We start from the raw sequence: 17,753 nt of genomic DNA, 5'->3' as shown, positions 1-17,753 counted from the left end.
TTCTGCGTCCGCGCCGCGCGCACCCGGGTTACTCAAAAGTACGATGGCTGTACGGCGCAGCGTGCAGAAAAAGGCTGTGTTCGATCACAATTTTGGGAGGCGGCGTGACAGCCATCGAGCAGACAGAGGCGGCGCGCCCGCGGGGCACTCGCCTGCCTCGCCGCGCCCGACGCAACCAGCTGCTGGGCGCCGCGCAGGAGGTCTTCGTCGCGCAGGGTTACCACTCCGCCGCGATGGACGACATCGCCGAGCGGGCCGGTGTCAGCAAGCCGGTGCTCTACCAGCACTTCCCGGGCAAGCTGGAGCTCTATCTGGCGCTGCTCGACCAGCACTGCGAATCGCTGCTGCAGGCGGTCCGTACCGCGCTGGCGTCGACGACGGACAACAAGCTCCGTGTCGCCGCGACGATGGACGCCTATTTCGCGTATGTCGAGGACGAGGGCGGCGCCTTCCGGCTGGTCTTCGAGTCGGACCTGACAAACGAGCCGGCGGTACGGGAACGGGTCGACCGGGTCTCGCTGCAGTGCGCGGAGGCGATCTCCGACGTCATCGCGGGGGACACGGGGCTCTCCAAGGACGAGTCGATGCTGCTCGCGGTCGGTCTGGGGGGCGTGTCCCAGGTCGTCGCCCGGTACTGGCTGTCCAGCCGGTCGGGGATCCCGCGCGACACGGCGGTACAGCTCCTCACCTCGCTGGCCTGGCGTGGCATCGCCGGGTTCCCCCTGCACGGCATCGATCAGCACTGACGTCCGGTCGGTACTCCTCAGTGTCCGCGGTACGTGTTCGCTGCGGGCGTTGCCTGCCGACCTCTGACAGCTCCGCTCACCGGGCTAATGTGTGGTGCGTACGGCGCGGCTCACGCGCATGAGGACTGACCGTCGGAGGGACATAGCCGTGGAGGTCAAGATCGGCGTGCAGCACGCACCCCGGGAGATCGTTCTGGAGAGCGGGCTTTCCGCCGAGGAGGTCGAGAGCACGGTCGCCGAGGCTCTCACCGGCAAGGCGCAGCTGCTCAGCCTCACGGACGACAAGGGCCGCAAGGTCCTGGTGCCGGCCGACCGGGTCGCCTACGTGGAGATCGGCGAGCCGAGCACGCGGCGGGTGGGGTTCGGCGCGCTGTAGGGACAGACGCGCAGCAGTGCGAAGCGGCCCGGAGGGGTGTATCCCCCTCCGGGCCGCTTCTGCGTTCCGCCGCTGCTCAGTGCCGGTTTCCGCGGTGCGGCACCGGTGCGGAACCTGTCCCCGGGAGGGTTGCGTTCCGCAGCCCACGGGTAGTACGGCCTACGACCGTTTTGCCCTCCCCCATCGCTCTGCAAGCATGGGGGATACCCCTCCGCAACCCGCGAGGTGATCGTCTGTGATCTGGGAATCCCTCGGCTCCGTCGCGCTCGGACTCGTCCTCTCCTGGGCGGCGCTCCGCTTGCTGCCCGGCCGGCTCCCGTCCGGCCGTGCCGTCTTCACCACCGGTGCTCTGGGTGCCCTGTTCGGCGCGTATCTGATGCATTCGGTGCTGGGCCCCGGACATGTCCTGGCCACCCTGATCGGCGCGGTGCTGATCGGCGCGGTGACGCTGTCGCTGCTGATCCGCCCGCGCGGCCGCCGCCTGAGCCGATCAGCGGCGGCCTGAGGGGGCCCGGCGGCGGTCTGTCAGGCAGCCAGTCCGAGCGCGGCCATCCGCTTGGTGTGCGCCTCGGTGATCCGCGAGAACATCCGGCCGACCTCGGCCAGGTCGAACCCGTCCGCCACGCCGCCCACCAGCATCGTCGACAGCGCGTCGCGGTCGGCGACCACCCGCTGGGCCTGGGAGAGCGCCTCACCCATCAGCCGCCGGGCCCACAGCGCGAGCCGGCCGCCGACCCGCGGGTCGGCCTCGATCGCGGCGCGCACCTTCTCGACGGCGAAGTTGCCGTGGCCCGTGTCGTCCAGCACGGCGAGGACGAGCGAGCGGGTGTCCGAGTCGAGGCGTGCGGCGACCTCACGGTAGAAGTCACTGGCGATCGAGTCGCCGACGTACGCCTTGACCAGACCCTCCAGCCAGTCCGACGGGGCGGTCTGGCGGTGGAAGTCGTCGAGCGCCTTGGCGAACGGCTCCATGGCGCCGGTCGGCTCGGTCTCGATCGCGGTCAGCCGGTCCGTCAACCGCTCGAAGTGATGGAATTCGGCGGACGCCATCTTTGCCAGCTCCGCCTTGTCGGCCAGCGTCGGCGCGAGTTTTGCGTCCTCGGCGAGCCGCTCGAAGGCCGCCAGCTCCCCGTACGCGAGTGCTCCCAGCAGATCCACGACCGCGGCACGGTACTGCGGCTCCGCGGATGCGGTGGCCCAGTCCTGGGCGGCGATTCCGGTGGGTGCGGGTGCTTCAGTGGCGTTGTCAGACGTCTCCATGAACCGCAGAATAGCCCGCCCGTCGAAGGATGGAAGGGCCTGGTCAGCCGGTGCCATCACACCGTTCCGATGAATTCGCCCAACACACATGCGCGAATCCGGGGTACAGTGGTATTGCGGTTACTGAGTATTTTGGATGTACCGGTGACGCGAAATTGAATGAGGATGCCCGGTCGGTGGCCCGATCGGCTCCGACCCGACAGCCCTCCGCGCGGGGCGTACGCCACGTACGACCGCAGATGAGGGGCCCCCTCAGCGGCACGAGCGCTCGAGCGACGGCAGTGGTCCCGCGCCACCCGGCCCATCCACGGCCGGATGACCAACCCCGGCACGGTACGACCCCCAGCGTTCGCCTCGGACCGCGTCTCACAGAAGAGGCAGCACCCTGACTACGTTCCGAGACCTCGGGATTCTTCCCGAGACGGCCGAGGCCCTCGAAGCCGTCGGCATTGTGTCCCCCTTTCCCATCCAGGAGATGACGCTCCCCGTCGCACTCTCCGGCTCCGACGTGATCGGACAGGCCAAGACCGGTACCGGCAAGACGCTCGGTTTCGGTCTTCCGCTGCTGGAGCGCGTCACCGTCCCCGCGGACGTCGAGGCGGGCCGGGCCAAGCCCGAGCAGCTGACCGATGCGCCGCAGGCGCTGGTCGTCGTCCCCACGCGTGAGCTCTGCCAGCAGGTCACCAACGACCTGCTGACCGCCGGCAAGGTGCGTAACGTCCGCGTTCTCGCGATCTACGGCGGCCGTGCGTACGAACCGCAGGTCGAGGCCCTGAAGAAGGGCGTCGACGTGATCGTCGGCACCCCGGGCCGCCTGCTCGACCTGGCCGGCCAGCGCAAGCTCGACCTGTCGCACGTGCGTGCCCTCGTCCTCGACGAGGCCGACGAGATGCTCGACCTGGGCTTCCTGCCCGACGTCGAGCGGATCATCACCATGCTGCCGCCGACCCGCCAGACGATGCTGTTCTCGGCGACCATGCCGGGCGCGGTCATCGGCCTCGCACGGCGTTACATGTCGCAGCCGACGCACATCCGCGCCACCTCGCCCGACGACGAGGGCGCGACCGTCTCCAACATCTCGCAGCACGTCTTCCGTGCCCACTCCATGGACAAGCCGGAGATGGTCTCGCGGATACTGCAGGCCAACGGCCGCGGGCTGGCGATGATCTTCTGCCGCACCAAGCGGACGGCAGCCGACATCGCCGAGCAGCTGGAGAAGCGCGGTTTCGCGTCCGGCGCGGTCCATGGCGACCTCGGCCAGGGTGCCCGTGAGCAGGCGCTGCGCGCCTTCCGCAACGGCAAGGTGGACGTGCTCGTCTGCACCGATGTCGCGGCCCGCGGCATCGACGTCGAGGGCGTCACACACGTCATCAACTACCAGTCGCCGGAGGACGAGAAAACCTACCTCCACCGCATCGGCCGGACCGGCCGTGCGGGCGCCAAGGGCATCGCGATCACGCTGGTCGACTGGGACGACATCCCGCGCTGGCAGCTGATCAACAAGGCCCTTGACCTGAATTTCAACGACCCGGTCGAGACGTACTCCACGTCACCGCACCTGTTCGAGGAACTCGACATCCCGGCCGGCACCAAGGGTGTCCTGCCGCGTGCCGAGCGGACCCGTGCGGGTCTGCGGGCCGAGGAGATCGAGGACCTGGGCGAGACGGGCGGCCGCGGCCGCAAGTCGTCCGCGCCGTCGGCTCCTGCCGTACGGGAGGAGCGGGCGCCGCGTACGCCGCGTCAGCGTCGTCGTACACGGGGCGGATCCGCGCTCACGGAGGGCACTGCTGCCGCGGTGCCGGCGCCGGCCACGGAGCCCGCGCAGGCTGCGGTGGCCGCGCCCGCCGCTGACGCCCCGGTGGAGCCGCGCACGCCGCGCCGTCGCCGCCGTACGCGGGTCGCGGTCCCGGATGTCGCGGCCGAGGCCGCCGTGGCCCTGGCGGAGGCTCCGGCCGTCGTCGGGACACCGGCAGTCGAGGCGGAGGCCGAGGCCAAGCCGCGTCGCCGTCGGGCCCGCACCGTCACCAAGCCTGCGGACGAGGTCGACTTCCAGATCGCGCCCATGGCCGAGCCGGTGGTGGAGGCGAAGACGGTGACGAAGCCGCGGCGCCGCGCCCGGATCGTCGCGAAGCCGGCCGAGGACGAGGTCGACTTCCAGATCGCGCCGATCGCCGAGCCCGAGCCGGCGAGGCCGCGTCGGCGGACGCGGGCGGCGGCGAAGCCGAAGGCGGAGAGCGTGGTGGAGGTTCCGGTCGCGGAGGGCGAGGCCAAGCCGCGGAGGCGGCGGGCGCCGCGCACTGCGGCCAGGACCGAGGGCTGAGCACACGCCGATGGTCGTTCGGGGCTCCGCCCCGGACCCCGCTCCTCGATTGCCGGAGGGGCTTGATCGTGCCGGACGGGCTTGAGGACATCCTCAGGCCCGTCCGGCGTGTGAGGACATAGCCTCGTGTCATGAGTCGGCCGCCCACCTTCATCCCGCCCTCCTGCACCCGCGCCCACGCGCTGCCCACCGCGCGCGGGGCCTTCGCCGTGCTGGATGCCTCGCCGCCCGCCGAGCCGCGCGGCACCGCCCTTCTGCTGCCCGGATACATGGGCAGCAAGGAGGACTTCATCGCGCTCCTCGAACCGCTCTCCGCCGCCGGCTACCGCATCGTCGCCGCCGACGGACGCGGGCAGTACGAGACAGATGGAACGGACCGTCAGGAAGCCTACGAGCAAAGCGAGTTGGCTCGCGATGTGCTCGCGCAGGCCGACGCAATCGGTGGCTCCGTGCATCTTCTCGGCCACTCGCTCGGCGGGCAGATCGCCCGCGCCGCCGTCCTTCTCGACGCCTCGCCGTTCCGTTCGCTGACGCTGATGTCCTCCGGTCCCGCCCAGGTGGTCGAGGCCCAGCAGCTCAAGGTGAAGATGCTCAGCGACGCGCTCGCGACGCTGAGCATGGCCGAGGTGTGGGACGCGATGCGCGCCCTCGACCCGCCCGAGGACGCGGCGGCAGCGGACGGCGAGGGGCTGCGCCGGCGTTGGCTGCGCCACCGTCCCGCCCAGCTGATCGCCACCGGGCGGCAGCTGGCGACGGAGCCGGACCGGGTGGCCGAACTCGCCGCCGTACCGCTGCCCGTCCATGTGCTCTCCGGCGAGCGCGACGACACCTGGCCGGTGCCGTTGCTCGACGAGATGGCGCAGCGGCTCGGCGCGCACCGCAGCCGGATCGCGGGCGCCGAGCACTCCCCCAACACGGACCGCCCGGAGCAGACCGCTGCCGCGCTGGCCGCCTTCTGGGACGGCGTGTGACGACCTGATCCGATTCGGACGTTCCGACAACGCGGCGAGGTGCCGTGGCTGTCGTCGTGCGCCCGGCAGGGACGGCGGGACAGCCCTTGGCTCAGTACTGCGCCTGCAGGTGCTGCCAGAAGCCGTCGCGCAGCGCCCGGCGCAGATGGGCGTGGCCGCGCAGCGAGTGCTGGAGCAGCCGTTCGGCCTCGACCAGCAGGTCCTGGTCCACGGAGCCCGGCAGGTAGGGGTGTCCGGGCAGCAGGTCGGCGAGGGCGTCGCGGCCGCGGGCGGACAGCCAGGTGGCGGCGATCTGCGCACCGACGAAGCGGACGTCCTCGCGGGAGGGGGCCGGGGTGTCGTCCTCGTACGTGGTGACGGGGCGTCTGGTGACATACGGGCGGCAGAAGTCCAGGTCGAAGGTGCGCTGGCTGTCGACCTCCCAGAGCAGCGGTTCGGCCTGATTGCGCCCTTCGCCCGCCTCGATGCCCCAGAGGTGGACCCGGGCCCCGTACCCCTGCGCCGCCTCGACCGCAGACACCAGGTCCTCGTCGCCGCCGACGAGCGCCGCGTCGCTGATCGCGCGGTGCCGGGCGAGGGATTCGAGGTCGGTGCGGATGAGTGAGTCGACGCCTTTCTGCTGGTTGTTGGCGTTGAGGTTGCCGAGTCTGACCTTGACGTCGGGAAGTTCGGCGATGGACTGCTGCTCGACCGTGTGGATCCGGCGCCTGGCCCCGTCGTACCAGTACACGCGCAGAAGTCTGCTGTCCGCGAAGATGGTGCGGGCCTTGTCGATGAAGGCCTCGATCAGCCCTTCCGCGTCGAGATCGAAGGAGCGCCGGTCCTCCGTGCCGGTGACGAGCAGCCCGGCCGCGGCGTACACATAGCCCGCGTCCACGAAGATCGCGTGGGTCGAGGGGGTTTTGGACACCTCGGCGAGCATGCGCTGGAGCAGCTCGTTGGTGCGGTCCAGGCGTTCGCCGATCTGCGCCTCGTTCATGCGGACCTCATTGTCCACACACGGCCGATTTCCCGCTGGTACTTAGACATCCAAAAAATTTCCTTAGCGTAGGGAATGTTTGCTGGTGGCAAGCCGTTGTACACCTTGTGGAGCGCGGGACGCCGATGTCCGACGCTCCACATCCTTGCGGACGGGTCACCCGTCCTCCCAGTAGTTCTCCAGCAGGAGGATCAGACGAAGGGAAGCCCTATGCGCTTCGAGATCATGCGACTCGACGATGTCGACGGTACCGCCGTGGACAGCACCGTCGTGGACGCCGCCTCCGTCAACCGGATCGTGCAGCAGGCCGCTTCGATAGGCCAGCGCATCTATATCCGCCCGGCCGAGAACTCGGCTTCGTAACGCCTCACCGACGTACAAAGACGAAGCGCCCCCGCACGGACGGTCCGTACGGGGGCGCTGTGGTGTCCGGGTCGGCGTCAGGAGTTCTGGATGACCTGGGTGACTCCGTTGATGATCTGCTGCACGGCGATGGCCGAGAGCATCATTCCCGCGAGCCTCGTCACCAGGACGACGCCGCCGTCCTTGATCACGCGGATGATCAGCAGCGAGTAGCGCATGGTCAGCCAGAGCACGAGATGCATGGCGACGATCGCCGTCCAGACCGAGACCTGACTCCCGAAGCTGTCGGCGTGCTGCACCGCAAGGATCACCGAGACGATCGCGCCGGGGCCGGCGAGCAGCGGCATTCCCAGCGGCACGAGCGCGACGTTGACATCCTTCGTCTGCGTCGGTTCGTCGGTCTTGCCGGTCAGCAGATCGAGTGCGATCAGCAGCAGGAGCAGCCCGCCCGCGATCATCAGGGCGGGGACGGAGACATGCAGATAGTCGAGGATCTGCTGGCCGAGCACACCGAAGACGGCTATCACGCCGAAGGCGACGGCAACCGCCTGGAGCGCCATCCTGCGCTGCATCTTGGCGGGCCGCCCGGCGGTGAGGGCGAGGAAGATCGGGGTGATTCCGGGTGGATCCATAATCACAAAAAGCGTGAGAAATAGGGATCCGAAGACAGCAACGTCGAACACAGTGAGGCCTTGCGAGAAGAGAGCGGGTCGAGATGGGACGTGCGCAGCCCGCAGCCGTGAGCGGCCGGGCGTGCGAGAAGAGGTGAGGAGGGGCGAGAGGCGCGGACAGGCGCTTACGCGGTGCGGGGCCCGCCGGCGCCCGGCACCGGGAAGGCCCCCGTGGCGCGCCGGGTGATCTCGCCGTAGATCTCCGGGTCGGTGGTGTACTCGCCGAGCTGTACGGTCTTCCGGCTGCCGTGGTAATCGCTGGAGCCGGTGGCGAGCAGCCCCAGTTCCTTGGCGAGCCCGCGCAGCCGGGCCCTGGTCGGCTCGTCGTGGTCCATGTGGTCGACCTCGATGCCGTCGAGGCCCGCGGCGGCGAGCCGCGCGATGGCCGCCTCGGGCACCACCTCGCCGCGCTTGACGGCGAGCGGGTGGGCGAAGACGGTGACGCCACCGGCGGCCTTGACCAGCCGGATCGCGTCGAACGGGTCGAGCTCGTGCTTCTGTGCGTAGGCGCGTCCGCCGTCCGCGAGCCACTCGGGCGTGAAGGCGTCCGAGACCGTCTCGACGACGCCGAGCTCGACGAGCGCGGTGGCGATGTGCGGCCTGCCGACCGAGCCACCCCCCGCGATCCGGGCGACCTGCTGCCACTCGACCGGGACGCCGAGCTCCTGGAGCTTGCGGACCATGGTCTGTGCGCGCGGCACCCGGTCGTCCCGTACCAGCTCGCGTTCGCGTGCCAGTTCCGGCTCGTCGGGGTCGAAGAGGTACGCGAGCATGTGCAGCCCCACACCGTCGACCCGGCAGGACAGCTCGGCGCCGGTGACGAGGGTGAGGCCCTCGGGGAGCGCGGCAATCGCCTCGGCATGGCCGCGGGCGGTGTCGTGGTCGGTGAGGGCGACGACATCGAGGCCCGCGGCGGCGGCGTTCCGCACCAGCTCCGCGGGGCTGTCCGTGCCGTCCGAGGCAGTGGAGTGGGTGTGCAGGTCGATGCGCACGACGCGTACTCCAGTGCTCGCAGCCGGACAGGGGGGACGCCCCAGGATAACCGGCATTCGAACAGCGCCCGGCCGGTCACGGCGACGCCCGGACGCGCGTCCGACGGTCAGGGCCGGTCGAGCAGCCGTGGTGTGAGCGCCCCGCACGGCACGAGTTCGGCCTCCGCCCCGGCCTCGCGCAGATCGGTCAGTATCAGTTCGTCGTACATCAGCAGCCCGGACTGCTCGGGCCAGACGATCGCCCAGAGCCATAGCCCGCGTGCCTCACCGGCGAAGACCGCCCGGTCCTCGGGGGCGCCCTTGACGTGCCAGAGCGAGGTGGGGCGTCCGGCGGCGAGCACCTTGGCGTCGGGAGGTCCGTCGACATGGAGGTACGGGCCGGGGTCGGGGCCGTCGATCCCGGCGTAGCGCGCACCGAGTCCGACCCCCAGCTCCTCGGCGACGAGCAGCAGCTCGCCCATACCGCCCAGTGGACCGGGGCCCGAGCAGGCGACGACGGTGGCGCGGCCGCCGCTACGGTCGTCGCCCGCGTACGAGACGCCGGTGAACAGCCAGCCGACCGGCAGCGGCCAGGGCATCCACACCGGCACCTGCGCGCGGGCCACCACCACCCCGAGCGCCTCGACGCTGGGCGGAATCACCGGCTGCAGCGGATACACGGCGCCATGCACCGCGCACTGCCAGGTATCGGCGAAAAGACCGGGCGCCCTGACCCGGCCTCCGCACTTCGGGCAACTGGGTTCGCCCCTCATAGCGACCAACGGTCCTCCCCGGCTGTCGCCGCGTCAAGGACGATCACCCGTCCGCAGCGTGGCTCCCACCAGGGATATTAGATGTAGCTTGCAGTCATTAGCTTCTCTAACTTATTCTGTGTATTACGCATCGATCTAGTGGAGAGCGAGAAGACCCATGCAGGGAGAGGATCCGTTCGAGCAAGGAGCGGGCAGCATCCTGCGCCAGCCGAAGGCCGTCTGGGCCACTGCGGGCGCCTCTGTTGTCGCGTTCATGGGAATCGGGCTGGTGGACCCGATTCTGCCGTCCATCGCCAAGGGGCTCGAGGCGACGCCCAGCCAGGTGTCCCTGCTCTTCACCTCGTACTTCCTGATCACCGCGGTCGCGATGCTCGTCACGGGCTTCGTCTCCAGCCGGATCGGCGGCCGCAAGACCCTCCTGACCGGTCTCGCGCTCGTCGTCGTCTTCGCCGCACTCTCCGGCACCTCGTCGTCCGTGGCGGAACTCGTCGGGTTCCGGGCCGGCTGGGGCCTCGGCAACGCGCTCTTCGTCTCGACCGCGCTCGCCGTGATCGTCGGCGCGGCGGCGGGCGGCAGCTCGGCGGCGATCCTGCTGTACGAATCCGCACTCGGCCTCGGCATGGCGTGCGGGCCGCTGCTCGGCGCGCTGCTCGGCGACGCCAGCTGGCGCTATCCGTTCTTCGGCACCGCGGCCCTGATGGCGATCGGCTTCATCTGCATCACGGCGTTCCTGAAGGAACAGCCGAAGCCCGCCCGCAAGACCTCACTGCTCGACCCGGTCAAGGCGCTCGGCCACGGCGGCCTCGCCTCCGTCGCGACCTCGGCGTTCTTCTACAACTACGCGTTCTTCACGATCCTGGCGTTCACGCCGTTCGTGCTGAACATGACGCCGTACAAGTCCGGAGCGGTCTTCTTCGCCTGGGGTCTGCTGCTCGCCGTCTTCTCGGTGCTCGTCGCGCCCCGGCTGCAGAAGCGCCTCGGCTCGCTCAAGGTGCTCGGCGCCTCACTGGTGCTGCTCGCCGCCGACCTGCTGATCCTCGGCTACGGCAACCACACCACGGCCATCGTCTGCACGATCGTCTCCGGCGCCTTCATCGGCATGAACAACACCGTCTACACGGAGCTGGCGCTCGGCGTCTCGGACGCCCCGCGCCCGGTGGCGAGCGCGGGTTACAACTTCGTCCGCTGGTTCGCCGCGGCAGCCGCCCCGTACCTCGCCCCGAAGATCGAGGAATGGAGCAACATCCACATCCCGTTCGTGGTCGCCGCGATCGCGGCCGTCGTCGGCGCGGTCGTCGTCCGGGTCCGGCGCACGGCACTGACCCATGAGGCGCAGGAGCTGGAGCCGAAGCACGCCACCGAGGACGGCGTCACCGCCTTCGCCAACTGACCCTTGCGCGAACCCTGTTCCGCCCCGCCCGCGGCTCTCCCTCCTGGCCGCGCGGCGGGGCCTCCCCCTGCACGTATGGCGTTCGTCTCAGTCCAGGGCCACGGAGGTACGCAGCGGATCCCGCAGATCCGTCCCGTGCGACAACCACCGTTCCTGGAGCTCCTGCGCCCCGCGGACCCGCTTCCACGCCGCCTCGTTGGGCGTCATCGGCAGCAGCGGCAGGAACCGCACCGGCTCCATCGGCCCGCCCGTCTCCCGGCCGCCGCCCCCCACGGAGCCGCTGCGCGGCGCAGGCTCATTCAGTTCCAGGTCCTCGACCAGCCCGCCCGGCTCGGCGACCAGCACGGAGCTGAACGGCGCCCCGGGCCACAGCGGTTCACCCAGGTCCAGCGAGGCGCCGGGAGCCACGACCAACCCCTCGACCTGCGGGGAAGCCGCCAGCACGGCAAGTCCGCGGAGCACCTTGTCTGTGTCGGCGAGCCCGGCCCGCACGGAGAGGACGAGCTCGGCGCGCGGCCCCTTCACCGGGTCCGCGAGGGCCGCGGTCGGATCGGACATCGGCTGGGCGGACATGCCGAGCGTGGCGTAGCGCACCACATCGCCGTCGATGAAACGGAGTACCTCGATCCGGTCCGTACCGAGAAACGTCACCGCGGCGCGCGCGTCCGGTTCACCGAGAGCCGTACGAAGCCGGGCCTCGACCAGAGCAAGAATTTCTTCCATGCTGCGAGCATAGGACGCGTATGGAACGGGCAAAGTAAGGGATTGGGCCGGAGTCGGCTGATAGTCTTGGCCGCTGGTCGGGACAGCACGCAGAAGCGTCGCTCTCAGTCCCGACAACACGTCATCCCCCACGGGGGACCGGCTGGAGGAGGTGGGGCTGCAATGGATCGAAGTCGATCGTGCAGTACCAACCGTTCTTCCGCCCCACACCCTTCTTCGGTGATCTGACGCCTCCCCCGTCGGACCCAGGGCGTTGCGCACGACGGAAGAGCACTCCTTTTTTGCCTGTCTGTAGCGAACGCCGTCATCGCGCCGCCGCGGTGCCGCCCGCTTTGCGGATGTGAGCACACGTCCCCATTCCGGGCTGTTCCACGCGCCCGACGACGGCCCTCCGTAAAGGAGCCAGCCATGTCGATGATCCGTGACCTGCGCGCTGCCGTGCGCCCGTCCCTGCGCAAGACCAACGCCCTGCACAGCAGTTACGACACCACCCGTGACCCGTCCGTCTCCAGCGCGGTCGTCGACTGCGCGGTCTACCGCGACGGACGCCGCGTGGAGAGCGCCGGCTGTCTGACCCCGCACGAAGCGATGCTTCGGGTGCGCGAGGACGGCGGCTTCGCCTGGATCGGCCTGCACGAGCCGACCGAGGAGGAATTCGCCGGGATCGCCCGGGAGTTCGGCCTCCACCCGCTCGCGGTCGAGGACGCCGTCCACGCCCACCAGCGGCCCAAGCTGGAGCGGTACGACGACACGCTCTTCACCGTCTTCAAGACCATCCACTACGTCGAGCACGCCGAGCTCACCGCGACCAGCGAGGTCGTCGAGACCGGTGAGGTGATGTGCTTCACCGGCCGGGACTTCGTCATCACCGTCCGGCACGGCGGACACGGCTCGCTGCGGGCGCTGCGCCACCGGCTGCAGGACGACCCGGAGCTGCTCGCCAAGGGACCTTCGTCGGTCCTGCACTCCATCGCCGACCATGTCGTCGACGGCTACATCGCCGTGGCCGGCGCCGTCCAGGACGACATCGACGAGGTGGAGATCGAGGTCTTCTCCACCCCCGCGAAGGGCAGCCCGCGCGGCTCGGACGCAAGCCGGATCTACCAGCTGAAGCGTGAGGTCCTGGAGTTCAAGCGGGCCGTCTCCCCGCTGCTGCGGCCCATGCAGCTGCTCAGCGAGCGGCCGATGCGGCTGGTCGATCCGGACATCCAGAAGTACTTCCGGGACGTCGCCGACCACCTGGCACGGGTGCACGAAGAGGTCATCGGCTTCGACGAACTGCTGAACTCGATCCTGCAGGCCAACCTGGCGCAGGCGACCGTCGCGCAGAACGAGGACATGCGCAAGATCACGTCCTGGGCGGCCATCATCGCCGTACCGACGATGATCTGCGGCGTCTACGGCATGAACTTCAAGCACATGCCGGAGCTGCGGTGGACGTACGGCTATCCGATGGTGATGGGCGTCATCGGGGTCGTCTGCTTCTCCATCCACCGCTCGCTCAAGCGCAACGGCTGGCTCTAATAGAGTTCATGGCATGACTGCTGCTGCCGCTGACTCGCTGCTCGGACCGGCCCTCGTCGAGGAGGCCACCAAGAAGTCCGGCCTGATCTGGGTACGGGGCACCGGGCCCGCGCGGGCGCTGTGGCACGTATGGCACGAAGGCGCGGCCCATCTCGTCGGGGACGGCCCCGGCGAGCAGCCGCTCCCGGCCGGTCTCACCGACGGGTCCGTCGCGGAGGTGACCGTGCGCAGCAAGGACAAGGGCGGCCGGCTGATCGCCTGGACCGCCGCCGTGACGGAGCTCGCACCGCACTCCGAGGAGTGGGAGGCGGCGGTCGCCGAACTCAAGGGCAAGCGGCTGAACGCGCCGGACGCCGAGCAGATGACCGAGCGCTGGGCGCGCGCGTGCCGGGTGCTGCGGCTGGTGCCCGGCGAATCCCGCACGGAGCTGCCGGACACCTCGCACGCGGCGGCGCCGCTGCCGACCCCGGCGACCACCCGCCGTCCCGTCCCGAACGCGCTGCCTCGGTTGCTGCTGAACCGCCGCCGCTGAGGGCCGTCCCGCCGTTCCGTCAGGGATTGCGGGACGGTCCTGAGGGTCTTTCGTTCATGCAGGGTTCATGGGTCCGGCACGCACGTCTGCCGCGGCGTCACGAGGTCGACCTGGGGAGCTGCTGCCCGTAGTCGACGGTGTCATCCTTGGCCGGGGCCTCCAGCGTGAAGTCCGTGCCCCAGTCGGCGAGCGTGATGGTGCCCCCGCCGCCACCACGGGCGAACCGCAGCGGATACGGCGTGCCCTTCAGCGAGACGTCGAGCGCCCCGCCCTCGCCCTTGCCACCCAGGATCTGGATGGTGCGGACGGAGCCGACCTTGCCGCGGTCGCCCTTGTTGACCTTGCCGTGCAGTGTGAGCATCCCGTCGAGCAGGGTCTTCATGTCCGTGAAGCCGCGCAGCTGCTTGTACGTCGGGTCGTCCTGCGGGACCTTCACATACTTGTCCTGGAGCTTGTCCCCCGCCGCCGCGCCGGAATCGCTGCTCTGTGCGTCCTTCTCCTCATGGCTCCAGAAGCCGGAGTCGGCCTTCAGATAGACCTCGTCACCGATCCGCAGCAACTCGAACGTGCTGGTCCTCGAGGTGACGGAGCCCGTGCCGCCGTCCGCCTTGAGCCGCATGTTGAGCTTGTACGTGCCGCCCTTGCTGACCAGTGTCCCGGCCAGCCGCACCGCGTCCGCGGAGTCGGCCGCAGCCTGCGCCCTCTTCTCGATCTGGGCCGCCGAGAGCCTGCCGATGCCGTTGGTCCCCTTGTCCGGGTCCTCGTCGCCGCACCCCGTCAGGGCTGCGGTCAGCCCCGCACAGAGCACAACGGCAAGAGCGGCCCGGCGGCGGGTCCGGACGGGCGGGACAAAAGAGGTCACTGGCGCACTGCCTCTCATCTGCATGTCGGGGGCTGGCAGACGGCAGCGTACCCGTGTCGCCCACGCCGTCCGGCGCAGAGCCGTACGGACTGCTCACCGGGACGACCCGGAGCGGTACGGGCTAGCCTGATCCCGTCATAATGGTGAAAATCACCCCTGAACGGACCGGCCCTTCTCCACGGGACGGAAGGAGGCGCAGAGCATGGCGGCAGGTGCCCCCCGGGTCTTCGTCTCGCACCTCTCCGGTGTGCCGGTCTTCGACCCCAACGGGGACCAGGTGGGCCGGGTCCGCGATCTGGTCGCGATGCTGCGAGTCGGCGGCCGCCCGCCCCGGCTGCTCGGCATCGTCGTCGAGGTGATCAGCCGGCGCCGGATCTTCCTGCCGATGACCCGGGTGACGGGCATCGAATCGGGCCAGGTCATCACCACCGGCGTGATCAACATGCGGCGCTTCGAACAGCGCCCCACCGAGCGTCTGGTCCTCGGCGAGTTCCTGGACCGGCGGGTGCGGCTGGTGGAGACCGGCGAGGAGGTCACCATCCTCGATGTCGCGATCCAGCAGCTCCCGGCCCGCCGCGACTGGGAGATCGACAAGTACTTCGTACGCAAGGGCAGGGGCGGGGCGCTGCGCCGCAAGGGCGAGACCCTGACGGTCGACTGGTCGGCGGTCAGCGGGTTCTCGCTGGAGGAGCATGGGCAGGGCGCCGAGTCGCTGGTCGCCACGTTCGAGAGGCTCCGCCCCACCGATGTGGCCAACGCCCTGCACCATCTGTCGCCCAAGCGCCGGGCCGAGGTCGCCGCCGCACTCGACGACGACCGGCTCGCCGACGTCCTCGAGGAGCTGCCCGAGGACGACCAGGTGGAGATCATCGGCAAGCTCAAGGAGGAGCGCGCCGCGGACGTCCTGGAGGCGATGGACCCCGACGACGCGGCCGACCTGCTCTCCGAACTGCCGGAGGAGGACAAGGAACGGCTGCTGATGCTGATGCGGCCCGACGACGCGGCGGACGTGCGGCGGCTGATGTCGTACGAGGAGCGGACCGCGGGCGGCCTGATGACGACCGAGCCGATCGTGCTGCGGCCGGACGCCACGGTCGCCGACGCGCTCGCCCGGGTCCGCCGCTCCGACCTGTCCCCGGCACTTGCCGCGCAGGTGTACGTGTGCCGGCCGCCGGACGAGACGCCGACCGGCAAGTACCTGGGCACGGTGCATTTCCAGCGGCTGCTGCGTGATCCGCCCTTCGCCCTGGTCAGCTCGATCGTCGACAGCGACCTCGTGCCGCTGCCCCCGGACGCCCCGCTGTCGGTGGTGACGAGCTATCTGGCCGCGTACAACCTGGTCTCGGTGCCCGTCGTGGACGAGAGCGGGTCGCTGCTCGGGGCGGTGACCGTCGACGACGTGCTCGACCATCTGCTGCCCGAGGACTGGCGCGAGACCGACCTCCACAGCGAGGAGGGAGTCGCGCATGGCAGGTGAGGACCGCTCCAGGGCATCCGGAGCCGGACCGGGACCGTCGTCGACCGGGTCGTCGGCGATGGTGCGCGCCAGGGCCCGGCTCGACCAGCCGAAGGACACGCGGCTGCGACTGCTGCCGGAGTACGACCCCGAGGCGTTCGGCCGGCTCTCCGAGCGGATCGCCCGATTCCTGGGCACCGGGCGGTTCATCGTCTGGATGACGCTGATCATCATCGTCTGGGTGCTGTGGAACATCTTCGCGCCGGTGAAACTGCGCTTCGACGAGTACCCGTTCATCTTCCTGACGCTGATGCTGTCGCTCCAGGCGTCGTACGCGGCCCCGCTGATCCTGCTCGCGCAGAACCGGCAGGACGACCGCGACCGGGTCACCCACGAGCAGGACCGCAAGCAGAACGAGCGCTCCATCGCGGACACCGAGTACCTCACCCGGGAGATCGCGTCCCTGCGGATGGGCCTCGGCGAGGTCGCCACCCGGGACTGGATCCGTTCGGAACTCGAGGACCTCGTGAAGGACATGGACGAGCGGCGCCTGCAATTCTCGGCCGAGAGTGACGAAGACCGCTGACGGGGGCTACTCACGCGTAGCGGCAGGCGCCGTAACATCGTCGGTATGGCTACCGAAGACGCGGTGCGCGAAGCACTGGCGACAGTGAACGACCCGGAGATCCACCGACCGATCACCGAACTCGGCATGGTCAAGTCGGTCGAGATCGCGGCTGACGGCGCGGTCGCTGTCACGGTGTATCTCACTGTCTCCGGCTGCCCGATGCGCGAGACCATCACCAAGAACGTGACCGATGCGGTGGCGAAGGTCGAAGGCGTCACACGGGTCGACGTCACGCTCGACGTGATGAGCGACGAACAGCGCAAGGAGCTCACGTCGTCGCTGCGCGGCGGTACGGCGGAACGCGAGGTGCCGTTCGCCAAGCCCGGCTCGCTGACCCGGGTGTACGCGGTGGCGTCCGGCAAGGGCGGCGTCGGCAAGTCGTCGGTGACGGTGAACCTGGCGGCGGCGATGGCGGCCGACGGCCTCAAGGTCGGCGTCGTGGACGCGGACATCTACGGGCACAGCGTGCCGCGGATGCTCGGCGCCGACGGCAGGCCGACCCAGGTCGAGAACATGATCATGCCGCCGTCGGCGCACGGCGTGAAGGTCATCTCGATCGGCATGTTCACCCCGGGCAACGCCCCGGTGGTGTGGCGCGGACCGATGCTGCACCGCGCACTGCAGCAGTTCCTCGCGGATGTGTACTGGGGCGACCTGGACGTCCTGCTGCTCGACCTGCCCCCGGGCACCGGTGACATCGCGATCTCCGTGGCCCAGCTCGTGCCGAACGCCGAGATCCTCGTCGTCACGACCCCGCAGATGGCCGCGGCCGAGGTGGCCGAGCGGGCCGGCTCGATCGCCGTGCAGACCCACCAGAAAATCGTCGGCGTGGTCGAGAACATGTCGGGCCTGCCGTGCCCGCACTGCGACGAGATGGTCGACGTGTTCGGCACCGGTGGCGGCCAGAAGGTCGCCGAGGGCCTGACCAGGACGGTCGGCGCGGAGGTCCCGGTGCTCGGCTCCATTCCGATCGACGTACGCCTGCGCGAGGGCGGCGACGAGGGCAAGCCGGTGGTCCTCTCGGACCCGGACTCCCCGGCCGGCAAGGCCCTGCGCACGATCGCCGACAGGCTGGGTGGCCGCCGGCGCGGTCTGTCGGGCATGTCGCTGGGCATCACCCCCCGCAACAAGTTCTGAACCGCGGCCCTCTGACGGGGCCGCAGCACAACCGCCGGGCAGGGCATCAGGCCCCGCCCGGCGGCACTGTC

19 protein-coding genes are annotated in these 17,753 nt (G+C 69.9%); 12 read left to right on the top strand and 7 right to left on the bottom strand.

Annotated features, from left to right (window positions below; translation table 11 throughout):
• Positions 1-104: 104 nt before the first annotated feature.
• The 3 genes from ACFU8W_RS16190 (at position 105) to ACFU8W_RS16180 (ending at position 1,627) form a co-directional block, all read left to right on the top strand.
• The gene (locus ACFU8W_RS16190) at positions 105-746 is read left to right on the top strand and encodes a TetR/AcrR family transcriptional regulator (protein ID WP_266981795.1); all 642 of its coding nucleotides are present in this window, start codon (positions 105-107) and stop codon (positions 744-746) included.
• 148 nt (positions 747-894) lie between these two features.
• Positions 895-1,122 carry a DUF3107 domain-containing protein gene (locus ACFU8W_RS16185; protein WP_345510505.1) on the top strand — a complete coding sequence of 76 codons (228 nt, stop codon included), beginning with the start codon at positions 895-897 and terminating at the stop codon, positions 1,120-1,122.
• A 235-nt stretch (positions 1,123-1,357) separates the two neighbouring features.
• Positions 1,358-1,627, top strand: a complete 270-nt coding sequence (locus ACFU8W_RS16180) for a hypothetical protein (RefSeq protein WP_345510506.1) — start codon at positions 1,358-1,360, stop codon at positions 1,625-1,627.
• A 20-nt stretch (positions 1,628-1,647) separates the two neighbouring features.
• Here the strand turns inward: ACFU8W_RS16180 and ACFU8W_RS16175 are convergent, their stop codons facing one another.
• Positions 1,648-2,382 carry a ferritin-like fold-containing protein gene (locus ACFU8W_RS16175; protein ID WP_384036936.1) on the bottom strand — a complete coding sequence of 245 codons (735 nt, stop codon included), beginning with the start codon at positions 2,380-2,382 and terminating at the stop codon, positions 1,648-1,650.
• A 475-nt stretch (positions 2,383-2,857) separates the two neighbouring features.
• On the opposite strand from ACFU8W_RS16175, the gene ACFU8W_RS16170 reads away from it, so the two are divergent.
• Entirely contained in the window at positions 2,858-4,702 is a 1,845-nt protein-coding gene (locus ACFU8W_RS16170; RefSeq protein ID WP_345510508.1) for a DEAD/DEAH box helicase, read from the top strand.
• Positions 4,703-4,833: 131 nt separating this feature from the next.
• The gene (locus ACFU8W_RS16165) at positions 4,834-5,673 is read left to right on the top strand and encodes an alpha/beta fold hydrolase (RefSeq protein ID WP_384036933.1); all 840 of its coding nucleotides are present in this window, start codon (positions 4,834-4,836) and stop codon (positions 5,671-5,673) included.
• A gap of 91 nt (positions 5,674-5,764) precedes the next feature.
• On the opposite strand, the gene ACFU8W_RS16160 is transcribed toward ACFU8W_RS16165, so the two are convergent.
• Positions 5,765-6,652, bottom strand: coding sequence for an NYN domain-containing protein (locus tag ACFU8W_RS16160; RefSeq protein ID WP_266981804.1), 888 nt, complete (start codon positions 6,650-6,652; stop codon positions 5,765-5,767).
• Positions 6,653-6,862: 210 nt separating this feature from the next.
• Here ACFU8W_RS16160 and ACFU8W_RS16155 point away from each other — a divergent pair, with 210 nt between their 5' ends.
• Positions 6,863-7,015 (top strand): hypothetical protein, encoded by a 153-nt coding sequence (locus ACFU8W_RS16155; protein WP_167747282.1) that lies wholly within the window; start codon positions 6,863-6,865, stop codon positions 7,013-7,015.
• Positions 7,016-7,092: 77 nt separating this feature from the next.
• On the opposite strand, the gene ACFU8W_RS16150 is transcribed toward ACFU8W_RS16155, so the two are convergent.
• The 3 genes from ACFU8W_RS16150 to ACFU8W_RS16140 form a co-directional block, all read right to left on the bottom strand.
• Positions 7,093-7,698 (bottom strand): MarC family protein, encoded by a 606-nt coding sequence (locus ACFU8W_RS16150; RefSeq protein ID WP_266981808.1) that lies wholly within the window; start codon positions 7,696-7,698, stop codon positions 7,093-7,095.
• A 113-nt stretch (positions 7,699-7,811) separates the two neighbouring features.
• Complete coding sequence (locus ACFU8W_RS16145; protein WP_345510512.1) at positions 7,812-8,678, bottom strand: PHP domain-containing protein; 867 nt, start codon at positions 8,676-8,678, stop codon at positions 7,812-7,814.
• Between the two features lie 107 nt (positions 8,679-8,785).
• A complete protein-coding gene (locus ACFU8W_RS16140; RefSeq protein ID WP_345510513.1) occupies positions 8,786-9,430 on the bottom strand; it encodes a DUF6758 family protein in 645 nt (214 codons plus the stop codon).
• Positions 9,431-9,587: 157 nt separating this feature from the next.
• Between ACFU8W_RS16140 and ACFU8W_RS16135 the strand changes: the two genes are divergently transcribed.
• Positions 9,588-10,820 (top strand): MFS transporter, encoded by a 1,233-nt coding sequence (locus ACFU8W_RS16135; RefSeq protein ID WP_384036925.1) that lies wholly within the window; start codon positions 9,588-9,590, stop codon positions 10,818-10,820.
• An 87-nt stretch (positions 10,821-10,907) separates the two neighbouring features.
• Here the strand turns inward: ACFU8W_RS16135 and ACFU8W_RS16130 are convergent, their stop codons facing one another.
• Positions 10,908-11,543 (bottom strand): suppressor of fused domain protein, encoded by a 636-nt coding sequence (locus ACFU8W_RS16130; RefSeq protein WP_345510516.1) that lies wholly within the window; start codon positions 11,541-11,543, stop codon positions 10,908-10,910.
• A gap of 408 nt (positions 11,544-11,951) precedes the next feature.
• Between ACFU8W_RS16130 and ACFU8W_RS16125 the strand changes: the two genes are divergently transcribed.
• Both ACFU8W_RS16125 and ACFU8W_RS16120 read left to right on the top strand, forming a co-directional pair.
• Positions 11,952-13,067 (top strand): magnesium and cobalt transport protein CorA, encoded by a 1,116-nt coding sequence (locus tag ACFU8W_RS16125; RefSeq protein WP_345510517.1) that lies wholly within the window; start codon positions 11,952-11,954, stop codon positions 13,065-13,067.
• A 13-nt stretch (positions 13,068-13,080) separates the two neighbouring features.
• Complete coding sequence (locus ACFU8W_RS16120) at positions 13,081-13,599, top strand: hypothetical protein (RefSeq protein ID WP_384036922.1); 519 nt, start codon at positions 13,081-13,083, stop codon at positions 13,597-13,599.
• Between the two features lie 97 nt (positions 13,600-13,696).
• Here ACFU8W_RS16120 and ACFU8W_RS16115 read toward each other — a convergent pair whose 3' ends face one another.
• Positions 13,697-14,461 carry a hypothetical protein gene (locus ACFU8W_RS16115; protein ID WP_384036919.1) on the bottom strand — a complete coding sequence of 255 codons (765 nt, stop codon included), beginning with the start codon at positions 14,459-14,461 and terminating at the stop codon, positions 13,697-13,699.
• A 202-nt stretch (positions 14,462-14,663) separates the two neighbouring features.
• On the opposite strand from ACFU8W_RS16115, the gene ACFU8W_RS16110 reads away from it, so the two are divergent.
• Genes ACFU8W_RS16110 through ACFU8W_RS16100 form a run of 3 tightly spaced genes read left to right on the top strand, consistent with a single transcriptional unit; the run spans position 14,664 to position 17,682 of the window.
• Complete coding sequence (locus tag ACFU8W_RS16110) at positions 14,664-15,938, top strand: magnesium transporter MgtE N-terminal domain-containing protein (RefSeq protein WP_384036917.1); 1,275 nt, start codon at positions 14,664-14,666, stop codon at positions 15,936-15,938.
• A complete protein-coding gene (locus tag ACFU8W_RS16105; protein ID WP_384036914.1) occupies positions 15,928-16,503 on the top strand; it encodes a DUF1003 domain-containing protein in 576 nt (191 codons plus the stop codon). The genes ACFU8W_RS16110 and ACFU8W_RS16105 overlap by 11 nt, the downstream gene beginning before the upstream one ends.
• A gap of 45 nt (positions 16,504-16,548) precedes the next feature.
• A complete protein-coding gene (locus ACFU8W_RS16100; protein WP_266981827.1) occupies positions 16,549-17,682 on the top strand; it encodes an Mrp/NBP35 family ATP-binding protein in 1,134 nt (377 codons plus the stop codon).
• The last annotated feature ends 71 nt before the right edge of the window (positions 17,683-17,753 follow it).

The organism is Streptomyces sp. NPDC057565, from assembly GCF_042801455.1.
In the GTDB taxonomy this organism is placed as follows: Bacteria; Actinomycetota; Actinomycetes; order Streptomycetales; family Streptomycetaceae; genus Streptomyces; species Streptomyces yanii.
Note: the sequence above shows the minus strand (reverse complement) of the source record. Positions and strands in the feature narration are given on the sequence as shown.